Genomic DNA, 13,182 nt, shown 5'->3' with positions numbered 1-13,182 from the left:
TTTTATTTAATTATATTATAAATATCAACAATTGAATCCACCACATAATCAGGGTTATGCTTAAGCATTTCATCTACATTTAGTGCAGTATATCTAACTAAACAGGTTTTAGCTCCTGCATTTTGTCCACATAATATATCGTTATGGCTGTCTCCTACCATTAGAGCATCATTAGGTAAAACATTTAGCATTTCACAAGCCTTAAGTACTGGTTCTCCATGGGGTTTATGATTTTGAGTATCCTCAGGAGTTATTATGATATCCATATATTTTTCTAAATTAAATAATTTAAGGCCTCTCAAAGCACCCTCTCTTCGTTTTGAAGTAACTACCCCTATTTTAACTCCCATTTTCTTTAAAAGCTTTAAGCCTTCCTCTACTCCCTCTATAGGTTTAGTTAAATCATCATGTATGGTCCTGTTATACTCAATATAATCATTGAACATTTCTTCTGCCTTATCCTTACCATACCTTTCTAAAACATCCTTTAAAGGCTCTCCAAAGGTGCTAATTATTTCACCATCTTCTACCTCTACGTCTAAGTGAGTTTTTAATATGTGCTTATAAGTATGTACAATTAAGTCATTAGTATTTATTAAAGTACCATCTAAATCAAATAAAATAGCTTTAAACATTGCTCCTCCTTACTTAACTTCACTTTTGTAATAATAAAATGCCATAATAGTCTTATCATCTACAATGGTCTCTTTGTTAATTAACTCCTCTATTTCTAAAAGGGTAAACCATTTTCCATCTAAAACATCCTCATCTTTTATATTACATGAGTTAAAAGAATTTTTTAATACATCTACCTTAAACAAGTGCATTGTACTAGCGCTAAAGCCTAATATAGGTTTATAGCTAATAATTTTTGACATATACTCTTTATCTACTTTTAATGCTGTTTCTTCCCATAACTCTCTTATTAAACAATCTTCAATATTTTCCTCTTCAATATCCATAATACCCGCTGGTATCTCAAAGGTTTCTTTCATTATTGCAGGTCTAAACTGCCTAACTAAAAGTATTTCGTTAAGCTCATTAACTATTAATGCAGATACAGCATTGTGATTTTGAACTATCTCATACTCTCTATCCCCTACTTTTTTCTTGTAAAGCTTAAGCCATCCATCATACAATAATTTTTCCTTCATATTACCCTCCAAAATGACCCTTAACTATTAATATTATATAACCTAATACTTTTAAAGGCTAGTAAAAAATAATAAAATTATTTTTATTAATATTTAATAACAAATTTATTGTGTTATAATAATAATGTTTAACATTCCAATATATAAGTATACATGAGGTGAAGGCAAATGAAGAACAAAAGTATTTTAGCAATTATTTTAGGTATTTGTTTAATAACTACCTCTTGTGGTAAACAGATGAAGAAGGAAGAACCCTCTGTTACACGGGAAAATTATCTATTAGGCACAATAGTACAGTTAAAAGTATATGGAAAAAATGCTGACAGCGCTGCTACGAAGGCTATGGACGTCATATCTAATATAGATGATTTAATGTCAACTACTAAACCTGCCAGTGATGTTTCAAAAATAAATAATAATGCTGGAAAAGACTTCGTAGAAGTTAATGATCATACTTATAAGGTTATAAAAAAAGCCTTATATTACTCAGAGTTATCTGAAGGAGCTTTGGATATAACCGTTGGACCGTTAGTTAATCTTTGGGCCATTGGAACAGAAAAAGCTAAAGTTCCAACTCCTAAGGAAATTAAAGAAAATCTCAATTTAATTAATTATAAAGATATAGAATTTGACGATTCCAAAAAGTTAGTTAAATTAAAAAGAAAATCTCAAAAAATTGATTTGGGTGCTATAGCAAAAGGATACGCTGCTGATGAAGTAAAGGAAACCTTAATAAAGGAAGGTATTAAAACCGCATTTATTAACTTAGGTGGAAATGTAGTTACCCTTGGAGATAAGTCCGACGGAACCCCTTGGAACATTGGAGTTCAAGACCCATTAAATACTCGTGGTGATTATTTTGGGGTTTTAAAAGTTTCAAATAAATCCATAGTTAGTTCTGGAAACTATGAAAGATTCTTTGTAAAGGATGGAATTAAATATCATCATATATTAGATACCAAAACAGGTTATCCATCTGAAAACGAACTAATGGGTACCACTATTATATCTGAAAACTCCATTGACGGTGACGCTTTATCTACTTCTATTTTTGTGCTAGGATTAGATAAAGGTATGAAATTAATAGAAGGCCTAAAAGGAGTGGACGCCATCTTTATTACTAAAGATAAAAAAGTTTATACCTCTTCAGGTATTAAGGATTCTTTTACAATAACAAATAAGGAGTATATTTATGAAGAAAGGTGATAAGATAATTTTTTTATTTATCTTAATTATTACCCTTGGTGGATTTTTAGGTAGTTACTTTTATAAAAACCTCATCAATGGAAAAGATAAAATAGCAGTAATTAAGGAGAATGGAAAGGTTATTAAAAGAATTAATTTAACTAAGTTAAAAGAAAATGAAGAATTAATAGTGTCAACAGAAGATAAGCATTACAATAAAATTATTATAAAAAAAGATGCTATTTATATATCGGAGGCAGACTGTCCAGATCAAATTTGTGTTAAAACAGGTGCAATTTCTAAGCCTGGAGATACTGTAGTTTGTCTTCCAAATAAACTTATAATTGCCATTGAAGGAGAAGATGTTAATAGTGAAGTTGATTCTACAACTTATTAAAATATAATTTTATAGGTGATTTAATGAAAAATATAAAAAAGTTAGTCTTTTTAAGTATGTTAGTAAGCATTGCTTTAATAATATATATTATTGAAGCACAACTACCGGTATTACTTCCAGGAGTACCTGGCATTAAACTTGGACTAGCAAACTCCATTTCCCTCTTTGCACTTCTTGTGATAGGTGGTAAAGAAGCTTTGCTTATAATGTTTTTAAGAACCATATTAGGCTCATTTTTAGGAGGAAGTATGTCTTCCTTCCTCTATAGTATAGCTGGTGGGTTATTAAGTAACCTAATAATGATCATTCTATACAAAAGCTTTAAAGAGAGCTTAAGTATCTGGACCATAAGTGTATGTGGCGCAGTATTTCATAACATAGGTCAGTTATTAATAGCTTCTCTAATAGTTCAAGATTTCAGAGTATATTTGTACTTACCAGTATTAATGGTCTCCGGTGTGATTACTGGATATTTCATTGGAGTTACTACAAACTACTTATATAATCATATGAAGAAAGTTCCTTTAATTAATGGTCTTAAAGAGTTAGATTAAACATTAAAAAAGCGTGGATGAAAATCCACGCTTTTTTATTAATTATTTACAGCTTCTTTAACTTCTACTTTTCCATTTAAATTAACTATAGCCTTAGTTGGACATTTAGTTACACATATATTACATTGAGTACATTTATCGTAGTCAATTGTAGCTAAATCTCCTATCATTGTTATAGCTTGTTCTGGACAGTTTTTAACACATATTGTACATGCAATACATCCAACTGAACAAGCATTCTTAACTGCTAGTCCCTTTTCACGTGAATTACATGCAACACGAACCTTCTTTGATACTGGAGTCATTTCAATAACACTCTTAGGACACACAGCTACACACTGAGTACATCCTGTACATGTTTCTTCATCTATTACAGCTACTCCATCTACTATTTCTATAGCATTGAACGGACAGGCTGCTACACAAGTTCCAAGTCCTAAACAACCATAAGTACATTGCTTTGAACCTTCTCCTGGTATATTTGCAGCATCAATACATGTCATTGCTCCATAATATTGATATTTTTCTTTAGCACTATTACAATTTCCATTACATTTAACATAAGCTTTTTTAGGTTCTGAAGTATCTGCTGTGATACCCATAATTTCAGCTACTTGGGCTGCACAACCTGCTCCTCCAACTGGACATCCATCAACTTTCGCAGCTCCATTTACAACTGCATCTGCAAAAGCATCACAACCTGCAAATCCACATCCACCACAGTTAGCTCCTGGTAAGGCCGCTCTTACTAGAGGAATTCTTGGGTCAACTTCTACTGCGAACTTCTTTGATGCATATCCTAATAATAAACCGAATACTACTCCTAATCCGCCTAAACTTAAAACTGGATATAATAAATCCATGCTTACACCTCCTACCTAAATTAAGCCCTGGAAGCCAAGGAAAGCTATTGCCATTAATCCTGCAGTTACCAAGCTTAGTGGTAAGCCTTTTATTGCTTCTGGAATATACTCATTTGTCTCTAATTTTTCTCTAATTCCCGCTAGTAGCACAAGTGCAAGGGTAAATCCTAACGCAGCACCTGTTGCATTTACAACGGATTCTATTAAACCATACTTTTCATTACTATTTATAACTGCAACCCCAAGAACTGCACAGTTAGTTGTTATAAGTGGCAAGTAAATACCAAGAGCTTTATATAAGTCTGGACTTACCTTTTTAATAACCATTTCAACGAACTGAACTAGAGACGCTATAACTAGTATAAACGCTAGGGTTGATAAGTATTCAATCTTTAAAGGTATTAATATAAATGTTTCAACTAAGTAAGTCATTAATGAAGCAAGGGCCATAACGAAAGTAACCGCTGCTCCCATACCTGTTGCAGTTTCAACTTTTTTAGAAACTCCAAGGAATGGACATATTCCAAGGAATCTTGATAAAACGAAGTTGTTAACTAATAGAGCACTTAAAAATATAGTAAAAATCTTCATTTTTTCCTTTATCCACCTTTCTTTTTTTAACTAAGGCATTTTCAAGCTATTTGCTTGCTTTAGCTTTCTTTAATTTTCTAGCATTTAAGATAGCCATTAAAATACCTAGTGTAAAGAAACCACCTGGTGCTAGTATCATTATTAATGCTGGCTGGTATGCATCAGGAGTAACCTGTATTCCAAAAACCTTACCAGTTCCTATTATTTCTCTTATAATTCCTAAAATTCCTAAGGACACAGTAAATCCCAATCCTTGTCCAATAGCATCCCACATAGATGCAAATACATTATTCTTATTTGCATAAGCTTCCGCTCTTCCTAGTATGATACAGTTAACAACTATAAGAGGTATAAATATACCTAATGCTTTGTTTAAAGCAGGTAAATAAGCCTTAAGCATAAATTCTAACACTGTAACCAGTGATGCAATTATTGTTATATATGCTGGTATACGTATTTCGTCCGGTATTACTTTTTTAAGTAGTGAAATTAGTACGTTAGAACCAATTAATACAACTGTTGCTGATAATCCCATTCCTATACCGTTTATAGCACTGGTAGTAACAGCAAGAGTTGGACACATTCCAAGTACTTGTACGAAAGTTGCATTTTCTTTAATTACACCATTATATATTCTTTCAGTAATTACTGACATTATTAATTTCCTCCCTTCAATTTGGAGTTGTAAAAGTTAATAGCTTCATTAACTCCAACTGTAACAGCTTTTGAAGTTATGGTAGCACCTGTTATTGCAGAAATTTGATTATCTGCTGATGCTGAGCCTTTTACAACTTCTAATTCCTTAGCCGGTTTATCTTTATACTGGCCATAGAAGGCTAGGTCTGTTGCTTTTGCTCCAAGACCTGGAGTTTCAGAATGATTTAATATTTTTATACCTGTTACTTTTCCTTCACCTGATATACCAACTATCATATCGATAGCACCTGCATATCCCTTTGGAGCAACTTTTATAGTATATCCTTTAACTTCTGATCCATCTTTTCCTTCAGTAACCTCTAAAACAATGCCTTCACCTTTTATATCTTCTCTAACAATAAATTCTTTTGCTATTGGCAATATAGCCATATTAGCTTCATCTAGAGTCTTTTTCTGTTGAATTGCAATAGGATCTTTTGTAATTCCGCTAACCCAACCTAAAAGCAAGCCACAAACAGCTGCTATTGTTAACAATATTAATCCTAATCTAACGCTTAAACGTACACCGGATTCCTTATTCATTATTTCACCTTCCCAAATATTTTTGGAGTTGTCCATCTTTCAATTAGTGGAACAAACAGGTTCATAATTAATATTGAGTAGGATACTCCTTCAGGATATCCACCAAGTATACGTATAACAGAAGTTATAACTCCACATCCAACACCAAAGATAAGTCTTCCTATTGGTGTTATTGGTGATGTTGCATAGTCAGTAGCCATAAAGAAAGCTCCTAACATCAATCCACCTGCGAATAATTCATATAAAGGGTTTCCTGCTCTTCCTGCAAATGCTGTAATAACTAAAGTTGTTCCAATAAAGGATACTGGAATTCTCCAATCAATTACACGCTTAGCTAGTAAATATACTCCACCTATTATTAACGCTAACGCTGAAGTTTCTCCGATACATCCTCCAACATTACCTATAAATACATCCATTAAAGCTGGTGCTTGTGTTCCCGCTTTTAATGCTGCAAGTGGTGTAGCTGTTGTTACTCCATCTAAAGTCCAAGTAGTCATAGCTGTTGGCCATGATGCAAGTAAGAATGCTCTTGCAACTAAAGCTGGGTTAACAATATTTTGTCCAAGTCCACCGAAGAATTGTTTTGCTATGATTATAGCGAAAAATCCTCCTACAACTGGTATCCATAGTGGAACTGCTGGTGGTAAGTTGAAAGCTAACAGTAAACCTGTAACCACAGCACTTAAATCTCCAACAGTAACTTTTCTTTTAGTGGCCTTTTGCCAAATATACTCAGCTCCAACACAAGATAGAACTGAAATTAAAATTACTAATAATGCCTGTAATTTAAAGAAATAAACGGATGCAAATGTTGCTGGTAGCAACGCTATTACTACATCTCTCATTATTGATTTTGTTGTTTCCTTAACACGTATATGAGGAGATGATGAGACAGTATACATAGTTGTTTGAGACATTTAAATTTCACCTCTTTAAACTTAGTTTTTTATTATCTTTTACAAACTACTTTCTTTCCAGAACGTATTCTTTGTAATAAATGACGTCTCGCTGGACATACATATGAACAGCAGCCACATTCAATACAATCTCTTCCTGTTAATTTATCAAAAGTATCATAATCTCTAACTGCTGCAGAGGAAGCTAGTTTTGTTGGCATTAATCCCATTGGACATACTTCTAAACATTTTCCGCAGTTGATACAGTTAGATTCTTCTTCATTTTCAGACACTTTCTTTGTTAAACAAAGAACTCCTGAAGTACCTTTTGTTGCTGGAACATCTAGTGAGTACATCGCCATACCCATCATTGGTCCGCCGGATATAATCTTATTTGGCTCTTCAACGAATCCTCCAGCCGCTTCAACTAATTCTTTTAGTGAAGTACCAATTTTAAATCTTATATTCTTAGGTTCCTTTATAGCATCACCAGTAACTGTAGCTACTCTTGAAGTTAAAGGTTTACCGTTTACAACAGCGTTATATATTTCATATATAGTATCAACATTTTGAACTACGCAACCTACTTCTGATGGAAGCTTTCCTGATGGTACTTCTCTCTTAGTTATTGCATATATTAACTGTTTTTCAGCACCTTGTGGATACTTAGTTTTAACTGATTTAACCTCGATATTTGATTCACCTTTTACGGCTTCTTTCATAGCTTGAATAGCATTTGGCTTGTTATCTTCTATTCCTATATAAGCTTTTGCTTCTGGGAATATCTTTAAAACTATTTTTAAGCCTTCTACTATTTCATTTGACTTTTCTAGCATCATTCTGTGGTCACAAGTTAAATATGGCTCACATTCTGCTGCATTGACTATTATTGAGTCAATTTTCTTGTCTGCTGGTGGAGTAAGTTTAACATGTGTAGGGAATGTTGCTCCCCCCATACCAACTATACCAGCTTCCTTAACAATATTAACAATCTCTTCATTGGATAGCTTTGTCCAATCTCTTTTTACTGCTTCTACTTCTTCATATTGTCCATCGTTTTCTATAATTACAGCCTTTGATTTAAGACCGTTAAATAAAGCAATTTCTGATACATTTTTCACAATACCTGAAACGCTAGCATGGACATTTGTAGAAATAAATCCCTTAGCTTCTCCTATTTTTTGACCTACTAATACTCTGTCACCCTTTTTTACTATAGGTTCAGCAGGTGATCCTATATGCTGTGACATAGGAATAACTACGTCTCCTTTTGGTAAATACTCTTCTATAAGTTTATTTTCAGTGTAGTGTTTACCATGAGGAGGATGTACTCCATTCTTAAATGTTAATAATTCCATAAAGACCCTCCAATCCATTGATTTATCCAATAAATACTAATAAAATCCTAACTAGATTTAATAGTACGCCCATCATCAATATTAAATTGTTATGAGTACACTGTCAAGAGTTTTTAAATAATTTTAACTAATATGATGATAAGATTAAAATACTATCTAAAAAGCAACTTTTATAATACATTAGAATCTATAATCCCTTATTATGCTTCAAAATCATTAATTTTGAACATTATAATTGAACTATATATTTAATTATACACGGAAACTATGTTATAATACCATAGGAAATACTAGTAAAAAGAAATGGAGTTTATATGATGGATTATAATAGAATACTTCATTTGGCTACCTTTGCAGGTGAGATCATGCTTCAAAGTGGAGCGGAAATCTATAGAGTAGAAGAAACCATTGGGAGAATATGTATTTCTTACGGCGTGCAAATCGCCCATAGTTTTGTTACTCCCACTGGAATCATTATGTCCATTACCGATAACAAAGATATTGTTCTAACAAAGGTAGTTAGAATTAACAAAAGAACTGTAGACTTAGATAAAATTGCAAAGGTAAATGATTTTTCAAGAAAAATAAGTGTAGAACATATGGATTTTGACTTTGCAGAAGAAATGCTTAGAGAAATAAACAATAGTGGAAATTATAGCAAGAAAACCTTGTCGATTTCCTCTTCTATTGCCGCTGGTTTCTTTACTTTACTTTTTGGTGGAACCTTTAAAGATTTTTTAATTTCTTTGACAATTGGTTTCATAATCAAATGGCTAAGTATAACGCTGCAGAAAATAGATACTAATGCTTTTTTTATAAATGCTATAGGGGGAGCTGTTAGCTCTTTCATTGCTTTGCTAAGTACTGCATTAGGTTTAGGCGATAATACTGATAAAATAGTAATAGGCTCTTTAATGCTTTTAGTGCCCGGTCTGGCCATTACTAATGCTATAAGGGATACTTTAGCTGGAGACCTTTTAGCCGGCAACTCAAGAGCCTCTGAGGCATTTTTAATAGCTGTTGCCATTGCAGTAGGAAGTGGCTTAGTCTTTACTATTTGGATTAAATTTTTTGGAGGAGCATCAATATGATCGGTAACGCTCTTTTATTTTCCTTATATTCCTTTATAGCTACCTTTGCCTTCAGTATAATATTTAATATAAAAGGTAAAAACTTATTCTTCTCTGCTCTATGCGGAGGAATAAGCTGGTTTATCTACCTTATATCTCTTGGTAGCAATATGTCAAATACTCTCTCTATATTTAATGGTACCTTAATTGCTGCTATTTATGCTGAAATTGCTGCCAGAATATTAAAGACTCCAGTAACTACCTTTATAATATGTGGTATACTGCCTTTAGTCCCTGGTGGAGGAATGTACTATACTATGTTAGATTTCACACGTGGAAACTTAAGTGTTGCTTTAGAAACTGGTTGGAATACTCTAACTATTGCAGGAGCAATTGCAATTGCCCTAGTTCTTGTTTCTTCAGTAACTAAACTTATTACATATAAAAAATTGAAGCTAAAGATTAAATAAAGAGTTTGCCATAAAACAAACTCTTTTTATATTTACTTTATAAACATAGTCAATGTATTTACTAAGTCATCTATTTTATTTAAAGAGCTATCGCTTTCTGTTTCTAAAAAGCAGTGTTTAGCATAGTTTTCAAGTATTATAGTTCCTACCTTATTTATGGCAGACCTGATGGCAGCTATTTGTATTAATATGTCTTTACACTGTGCATCATTATCCACCATTTTTTCAATGCCCTTAACTTGCCCCTCAATTCTCTTTAACCTGTTTTGTATATCTTTTTTTACTTTATCCTTTTCCATATATCATCACTCCTAATTTTTTATACCCATACCCCGTATAAATTATATCAATTTATCTTTATTAAATCAATTACTTTAATAAAATCCTAAAATATGAATATTATTTTTTTATATTTCATATGGATTATATATAATTATTTTAGTAAAGGTGATAAGTATTGAAGAAAAATATTCCATTGTTTTTGGTATTGATAATAGCTCTACTATTATTTACATCCTGTAATTATTTATTAAAAAAACCTAAAGAAAACAATCATTATACCCAAAGATTAACTCTTCAATTAAACTCTAAGGATAATTTTACCTGTTCAATAATTGACATGAATTTCTACAAGGAAAAAGATTTGCTGGAGGATGATTTTTATATTATAGATAACTTTATAAAAGTTCTTAATGAAAAATCCTTTGTAGAAAAACCAGCGACTTTAGGAGAAAAGCCTATTTATAAAATGATGTTAAATTTTAATAAAGAAAAATATGTTATCAATGTATATAACAGTAGATACATTACCTTACATCCTTGGGATGGTAAAGAAGAAATGGATTATATCGACATGGAAAATATCCCTACTTCCTATAATCTATTTTACTTATGTAGCTATATTTTTTCTGGAAAAGCATAAAGCTATACCCTTGATGGATATAGCTTTTTGTTTATTTAAAAATCTTTCTAAGCTTCTAATAAGAATGCATAATATCCTCTCATAGCTTCATAAATGTCTGCTTTACTTGCAACCTCCCATGGAGCATGCATGTTTTGCAGTGCAACTCCACAGTCTATAACTTCCATACCATATTCCGCCAATATGTAAGCTATAGTTCCTCCACCACCTTGGTCAACCTTTCCAAGTTCCGCTGTTTGCCAAGATACATTGTGTTTTTCCATAATGCCTCTTAATTCCGCTATAAACTCAGGATTGGCATCATTACATCCTGACTTACCTCTAGCTCCTGTATACTTGTTAAAAACAAGTCCTTTTCCAAAGTAAGCTGAATTTTTCTTCTCCATTACCGATGGGAAATTTGGATCATACGCAGCACTCACATCAGAAGAAAGCATTTTTGAATTTGCTAATGCTCTTTTTAATTTTAATTCACAGTAATCTTCGCTTAAAGCAATTAATTCGGCAACAGTATTTTCAAAGAACTTTGAATGCATTCCAGTTGCTCCAACACTACCTATTTCTTCTTTATCTACTAATAATGTAACAGAAGTTTTTTTAGAGTTTTCTAGGTTCATCATGGCCTCAAAGGAAGTAAATGCACATACTCTGTCATCATGTCCATAGGCCATAACCATACTCTTATCTAAACCATAGTCTCTAGCCTTTCCTGCAGGAACAACTTCTAATTCTGCAGATACAAAATCCTCTTCCTCTATTCCGTATTTGTCATTTAATAATCTTAATACATTAAGCTTAACTCTATCCTTTGTATCCTTATCCTTCGCTGGTATACTTCCTATTAATATATTTAAATCTTCCCCTTCAATAGCTTTTGACATTTTCTTTTCCATTTGGTCTCCAGCTAAATGAATTAAAAGATCTGATATTCCTATTACTGGATCATTATCATCTTCGCCTATAACTACATCAACAACTGTACCGTCTTTTTTAGCCACTACTCCATGGATAGCTAATGGAATTGCAACCCATTGATATTTTTTTACTCCACCATAATAATGAGTTTCAAATAATGCTAAGTCAGAATCCTCATATAGTGGGTTTTGTTTTAAATCAAGTCTTGGAGAATCCACGTGAGCTCCAAGTATGTTCATACCATTTTTAATTGCCTCTTCACCTATTATAAATAATGCTAAAGTTTTATCTTTATTATTTGCATATATCTTATCTCCAGCTTTTATTTTTTCACCTTTAGAGATATATTCCTCAACATTTTTGTATCCATTTGCTTTTGCCAGTCTTATAAATTCTTTTACGCATTCTCTTTCTGTTTTACACTCTGACATAAATCCTTTATATCTTTCACTTAATTCAAAAACTTTTTTTAAATCCTCTTCACAATATTTATCCCACGCATATTCATATTTTTTAACTAAATCTTTTTTTATTTCTTCCATATAAACTGCTCTAGTTAGAAAAATAGAGCATCTTCACCTCCAAATACTATTATTAGTATATTTTATCATAAATTACTTTATTTATATAGTTTAATTTCTACAACCACTTTTTTCGCTTAAAGAATTTCATTAATAAGTACGATGTAATTAACATAAATATTATTATAAAATAATAAATGTATTTATAGTCGTTAAAAGGCATTATGCTAGTGATTAAATTAAGGGGTAGAAAAACTGTTGCAATTAGAGTGAATGCCTTCATAAGTTCATTTGTTTTGTTTGAAATTTCCGCTTCATATGCTTGCCTTACTGATGCCATATCCCCGCTTAAACTTTCTAGAGATAACATTAATTTAACTATTTTTTTATTTAGCACTTTAAAAATTTTTATGTAAGCTTCCTCTATTACTCCATTATCATTATTTTCTAAGCTATCTCCTATATATCTTAAGGGATTTAAATACTTTCTTAACTTATAAAGCTGTCTTCTTAGATGTATTAGTTCATATAAAATTTCATGTTTTGGATTTTTTAATATTCTAATTTCTATTTTATCCCCCTCTTCACCCATGACAGAAATTGCATTATAGTTTTTTAATATTATCCTATCTAAAATATAGTAAAACATTATAGTTGGACGGGGATTTTCTTTTAACATGGAGCAATTTTTATAACTATTAATATCTAAAAGGAAATTATTTAATAGATCTAATTCCTCTTTAAAGGAAGTAATGATAAAGTTTTTTCCTAAAAAAATATATAACTCCCTAGAATGAACTCCTTCATTATAATACTCCAATATATTGAGAATAAGAAAAATATAGTCGTTATAGTATTCTATTTTAGTAGCTTTATTAAATTTTTCGCACTCAATTACAACCTCTTCCTTTAGAGAAAACTTTTCATGTATATCCCTTAAATCACTAACAAATGTGCATATCCAATAGGTTCCATCACTTTTCATTTCACTTTCTTTTATTTCGTGAAAATCATTACCCATATCGAAAATTCTCATATAAAACA

At 31.8% G+C, this 13,182-nt stretch carries 17 protein-coding genes; 6 read left to right on the top strand and 11 right to left on the bottom strand.

Annotated elements, in window-relative coordinates:
- Nucleotides 1-2: 2 nt before the first annotated feature.
- The gene (gene ppaX, locus ABDZ69_RS06640) at nucleotides 3-635 is read right to left on the bottom strand and encodes a pyrophosphatase PpaX (protein WP_343767989.1); all 633 of its coding nucleotides are present in this window, start codon (nucleotides 633-635) and stop codon (nucleotides 3-5) included.
- 9 nt (nucleotides 636-644) lie between these two features.
- Nucleotides 645-1,154 (bottom strand): NUDIX hydrolase, encoded by a 510-nt coding sequence (locus ABDZ69_RS06635; protein ID WP_343767987.1) that lies wholly within the window; start codon nucleotides 1,152-1,154, stop codon nucleotides 645-647.
- A 168-nt stretch (nucleotides 1,155-1,322) separates the two neighbouring features.
- Between ABDZ69_RS06635 and ABDZ69_RS06630 the strand changes: the two genes are divergently transcribed.
- The 3 genes from ABDZ69_RS06630 to ABDZ69_RS06620 are packed head-to-tail and all read left to right on the top strand — an operon-like array spanning nucleotide 1,323 to nucleotide 3,290.
- Nucleotides 1,323-2,360, top strand: coding sequence for an FAD:protein FMN transferase (locus ABDZ69_RS06630; protein ID WP_343767985.1), 1,038 nt, complete (start codon nucleotides 1,323-1,325; stop codon nucleotides 2,358-2,360).
- On the top strand, nucleotides 2,347-2,736 hold the full coding sequence (locus ABDZ69_RS06625; RefSeq protein ID WP_343767982.1) for a NusG domain II-containing protein: 390 nt from the start codon (nucleotides 2,347-2,349) through the stop codon (nucleotides 2,734-2,736). Before ABDZ69_RS06630 ends, ABDZ69_RS06625 begins: the two co-directional genes overlap by 14 nt.
- 23 nt (nucleotides 2,737-2,759) lie before the next feature.
- Nucleotides 2,760-3,290 (top strand): Gx transporter family protein, encoded by a 531-nt coding sequence (locus tag ABDZ69_RS06620; protein ID WP_343767979.1) that lies wholly within the window; start codon nucleotides 2,760-2,762, stop codon nucleotides 3,288-3,290.
- A 38-nt stretch (nucleotides 3,291-3,328) separates the two neighbouring features.
- Here the strand turns inward: ABDZ69_RS06620 and rnfB are convergent, their stop codons facing one another.
- Genes rnfB through rsxC form a run of 6 tightly spaced genes read right to left on the bottom strand, consistent with a single transcriptional unit; the run spans nucleotide 3,329 to nucleotide 8,240 of the window.
- Nucleotides 3,329-4,153 (bottom strand): RnfABCDGE type electron transport complex subunit B, encoded by an 825-nt coding sequence (rnfB, locus tag ABDZ69_RS06615; protein WP_343767977.1) that lies wholly within the window; start codon nucleotides 4,151-4,153, stop codon nucleotides 3,329-3,331.
- Nucleotides 4,154-4,168: 15 nt separating this feature from the next.
- Nucleotides 4,169-4,744: an electron transport complex subunit RsxA gene (gene rsxA, locus ABDZ69_RS06610; protein WP_343767976.1), complete on the bottom strand. Its 576-nt coding sequence runs from the start codon at nucleotides 4,742-4,744 to the stop codon at nucleotides 4,169-4,171.
- 46 nt (nucleotides 4,745-4,790) lie between these two features.
- Nucleotides 4,791-5,399: an electron transport complex subunit RsxE gene (gene rsxE / locus ABDZ69_RS06605; RefSeq protein WP_343767974.1), complete on the bottom strand. Its 609-nt coding sequence runs from the start codon at nucleotides 5,397-5,399 to the stop codon at nucleotides 4,791-4,793.
- A 2-nt stretch (nucleotides 5,400-5,401) separates the two neighbouring features.
- Nucleotides 5,402-5,983: an RnfABCDGE type electron transport complex subunit G gene (locus ABDZ69_RS06600; protein WP_343767972.1), complete on the bottom strand. Its 582-nt coding sequence runs from the start codon at nucleotides 5,981-5,983 to the stop codon at nucleotides 5,402-5,404.
- Nucleotides 5,983-6,903, bottom strand: a complete 921-nt coding sequence (locus ABDZ69_RS06595) for an RnfABCDGE type electron transport complex subunit D (protein ID WP_343767970.1) — start codon at nucleotides 6,901-6,903, stop codon at nucleotides 5,983-5,985. The genes ABDZ69_RS06600 and ABDZ69_RS06595 overlap by 1 nt, the downstream gene beginning before the upstream one ends.
- A 32-nt stretch (nucleotides 6,904-6,935) precedes the next feature.
- Nucleotides 6,936-8,240 carry an electron transport complex subunit RsxC gene (rsxC, locus tag ABDZ69_RS06590; protein WP_343767968.1) on the bottom strand — a complete coding sequence of 435 codons (1,305 nt, stop codon included), beginning with the start codon at nucleotides 8,238-8,240 and terminating at the stop codon, nucleotides 6,936-6,938.
- A gap of 317 nt (nucleotides 8,241-8,557) precedes the next feature.
- Here rsxC and ABDZ69_RS06585 point away from each other — a divergent pair, with 317 nt between their 5' ends.
- Both ABDZ69_RS06585 and ABDZ69_RS06580 read left to right on the top strand, forming a co-directional pair.
- Nucleotides 8,558-9,331 carry a threonine/serine exporter family protein gene (locus tag ABDZ69_RS06585; RefSeq protein WP_343767965.1) on the top strand — a complete coding sequence of 258 codons (774 nt, stop codon included), beginning with the start codon at nucleotides 8,558-8,560 and terminating at the stop codon, nucleotides 9,329-9,331.
- Complete coding sequence (locus ABDZ69_RS06580; protein WP_343767962.1) at nucleotides 9,328-9,780, top strand: threonine/serine exporter family protein; 453 nt, start codon at nucleotides 9,328-9,330, stop codon at nucleotides 9,778-9,780. The genes ABDZ69_RS06585 and ABDZ69_RS06580 overlap by 4 nt, the downstream gene beginning before the upstream one ends.
- A 32-nt stretch (nucleotides 9,781-9,812) precedes the next feature.
- Here the strand turns inward: ABDZ69_RS06580 and ABDZ69_RS06575 are convergent, their stop codons facing one another.
- Entirely contained in the window at nucleotides 9,813-10,079 is a 267-nt protein-coding gene (locus ABDZ69_RS06575; protein ID WP_343767960.1) for a metal-sensitive transcriptional regulator, read from the bottom strand.
- A 158-nt stretch (nucleotides 10,080-10,237) separates the two neighbouring features.
- Between ABDZ69_RS06575 and ABDZ69_RS06570 the strand changes: the two genes are divergently transcribed.
- Entirely contained in the window at nucleotides 10,238-10,702 is a 465-nt protein-coding gene (locus ABDZ69_RS06570; RefSeq protein ID WP_343767957.1) for a DUF4883 family protein, read from the top strand.
- 47 nt (nucleotides 10,703-10,749) lie between these two features.
- Here the strand turns inward: ABDZ69_RS06570 and ABDZ69_RS06565 are convergent, their stop codons facing one another.
- Nucleotides 10,750-12,159 carry an aminopeptidase gene (locus ABDZ69_RS06565; RefSeq protein ID WP_343767955.1) on the bottom strand — a complete coding sequence of 470 codons (1,410 nt, stop codon included), beginning with the start codon at nucleotides 12,157-12,159 and terminating at the stop codon, nucleotides 10,750-10,752.
- A 97-nt stretch (nucleotides 12,160-12,256) separates the two neighbouring features.
- The gene (locus ABDZ69_RS06560) at nucleotides 12,257-13,174 is read right to left on the bottom strand and encodes a magnesium transporter CorA family protein (protein WP_343767953.1); all 918 of its coding nucleotides are present in this window, start codon (nucleotides 13,172-13,174) and stop codon (nucleotides 12,257-12,259) included.
- Between the last annotated feature and the right edge of the window lie 8 nt (nucleotides 13,175-13,182).

This window comes from Clostridium malenominatum (assembly GCF_039521365.1).
Lineage (GTDB): Bacteria > Bacillota > Clostridia > Clostridiales > Clostridiaceae > Clostridium_AW > Clostridium_AW malenominatum.
The sequence above is the reverse complement of the archived record's forward strand: the minus strand, read 5'-3'. Positions and strand labels throughout refer to the sequence as shown.

Coding starts and splice junctions, on each gene's coding strand:
- rsxC (WP_343767968.1), bottom strand. CDS start 8,240: ATGGAATTATTAACATTTAAGAATGGAGTACATCCTCCTCATGGTAAA.
- ABDZ69_RS06580 (WP_343767962.1), top strand. CDS start 9,328: ATGATCGGTAACGCTCTTTTATTTTCCTTATATTCCTTTATAGCTACC.
- ABDZ69_RS06635 (WP_343767987.1), bottom strand. CDS start 1,154: ATGAAGGAAAAATTATTGTATGATGGATGGCTTAAGCTTTACAAGAAA.
- ABDZ69_RS06600 (WP_343767972.1), bottom strand. CDS start 5,983: ATGAATAAGGAATCCGGTGTACGTTTAAGCGTTAGATTAGGATTAATA.
- rnfB (WP_343767977.1), bottom strand. CDS start 4,153: ATGGATTTATTATATCCAGTTTTAAGTTTAGGCGGATTAGGAGTAGTA.
- ABDZ69_RS06625 (WP_343767982.1), top strand. CDS start 2,347: ATGAAGAAAGGTGATAAGATAATTTTTTTATTTATCTTAATTATTACC.
- ABDZ69_RS06560 (WP_343767953.1), bottom strand. CDS start 13,174: ATGAGAATTTTCGATATGGGTAATGATTTTCACGAAATAAAAGAAAGT.
- rsxA (WP_343767976.1), bottom strand. CDS start 4,744: ATGAAGATTTTTACTATATTTTTAAGTGCTCTATTAGTTAACAACTTC.
- rsxE (WP_343767974.1), bottom strand. CDS start 5,399: ATGTCAGTAATTACTGAAAGAATATATAATGGTGTAATTAAAGAAAAT.
- ABDZ69_RS06630 (WP_343767985.1), top strand. CDS start 1,323: ATGAAGAACAAAAGTATTTTAGCAATTATTTTAGGTATTTGTTTAATA.
- ABDZ69_RS06565 (WP_343767955.1), bottom strand. CDS start 12,159: ATGGAAGAAATAAAAAAAGATTTAGTTAAAAAATATGAATATGCGTGG.
- ppaX (WP_343767989.1), bottom strand. CDS start 635: ATGTTTAAAGCTATTTTATTTGATTTAGATGGTACTTTAATAAATACT.
- ABDZ69_RS06585 (WP_343767965.1), top strand. CDS start 8,558: ATGGATTATAATAGAATACTTCATTTGGCTACCTTTGCAGGTGAGATC.
- ABDZ69_RS06595 (WP_343767970.1), bottom strand. CDS start 6,903: ATGTCTCAAACAACTATGTATACTGTCTCATCATCTCCTCATATACGT.
- ABDZ69_RS06620 (WP_343767979.1), top strand. CDS start 2,760: ATGAAAAATATAAAAAAGTTAGTCTTTTTAAGTATGTTAGTAAGCATT.
- ABDZ69_RS06575 (WP_343767960.1), bottom strand. CDS start 10,079: ATGGAAAAGGATAAAGTAAAAAAAGATATACAAAACAGGTTAAAGAGA.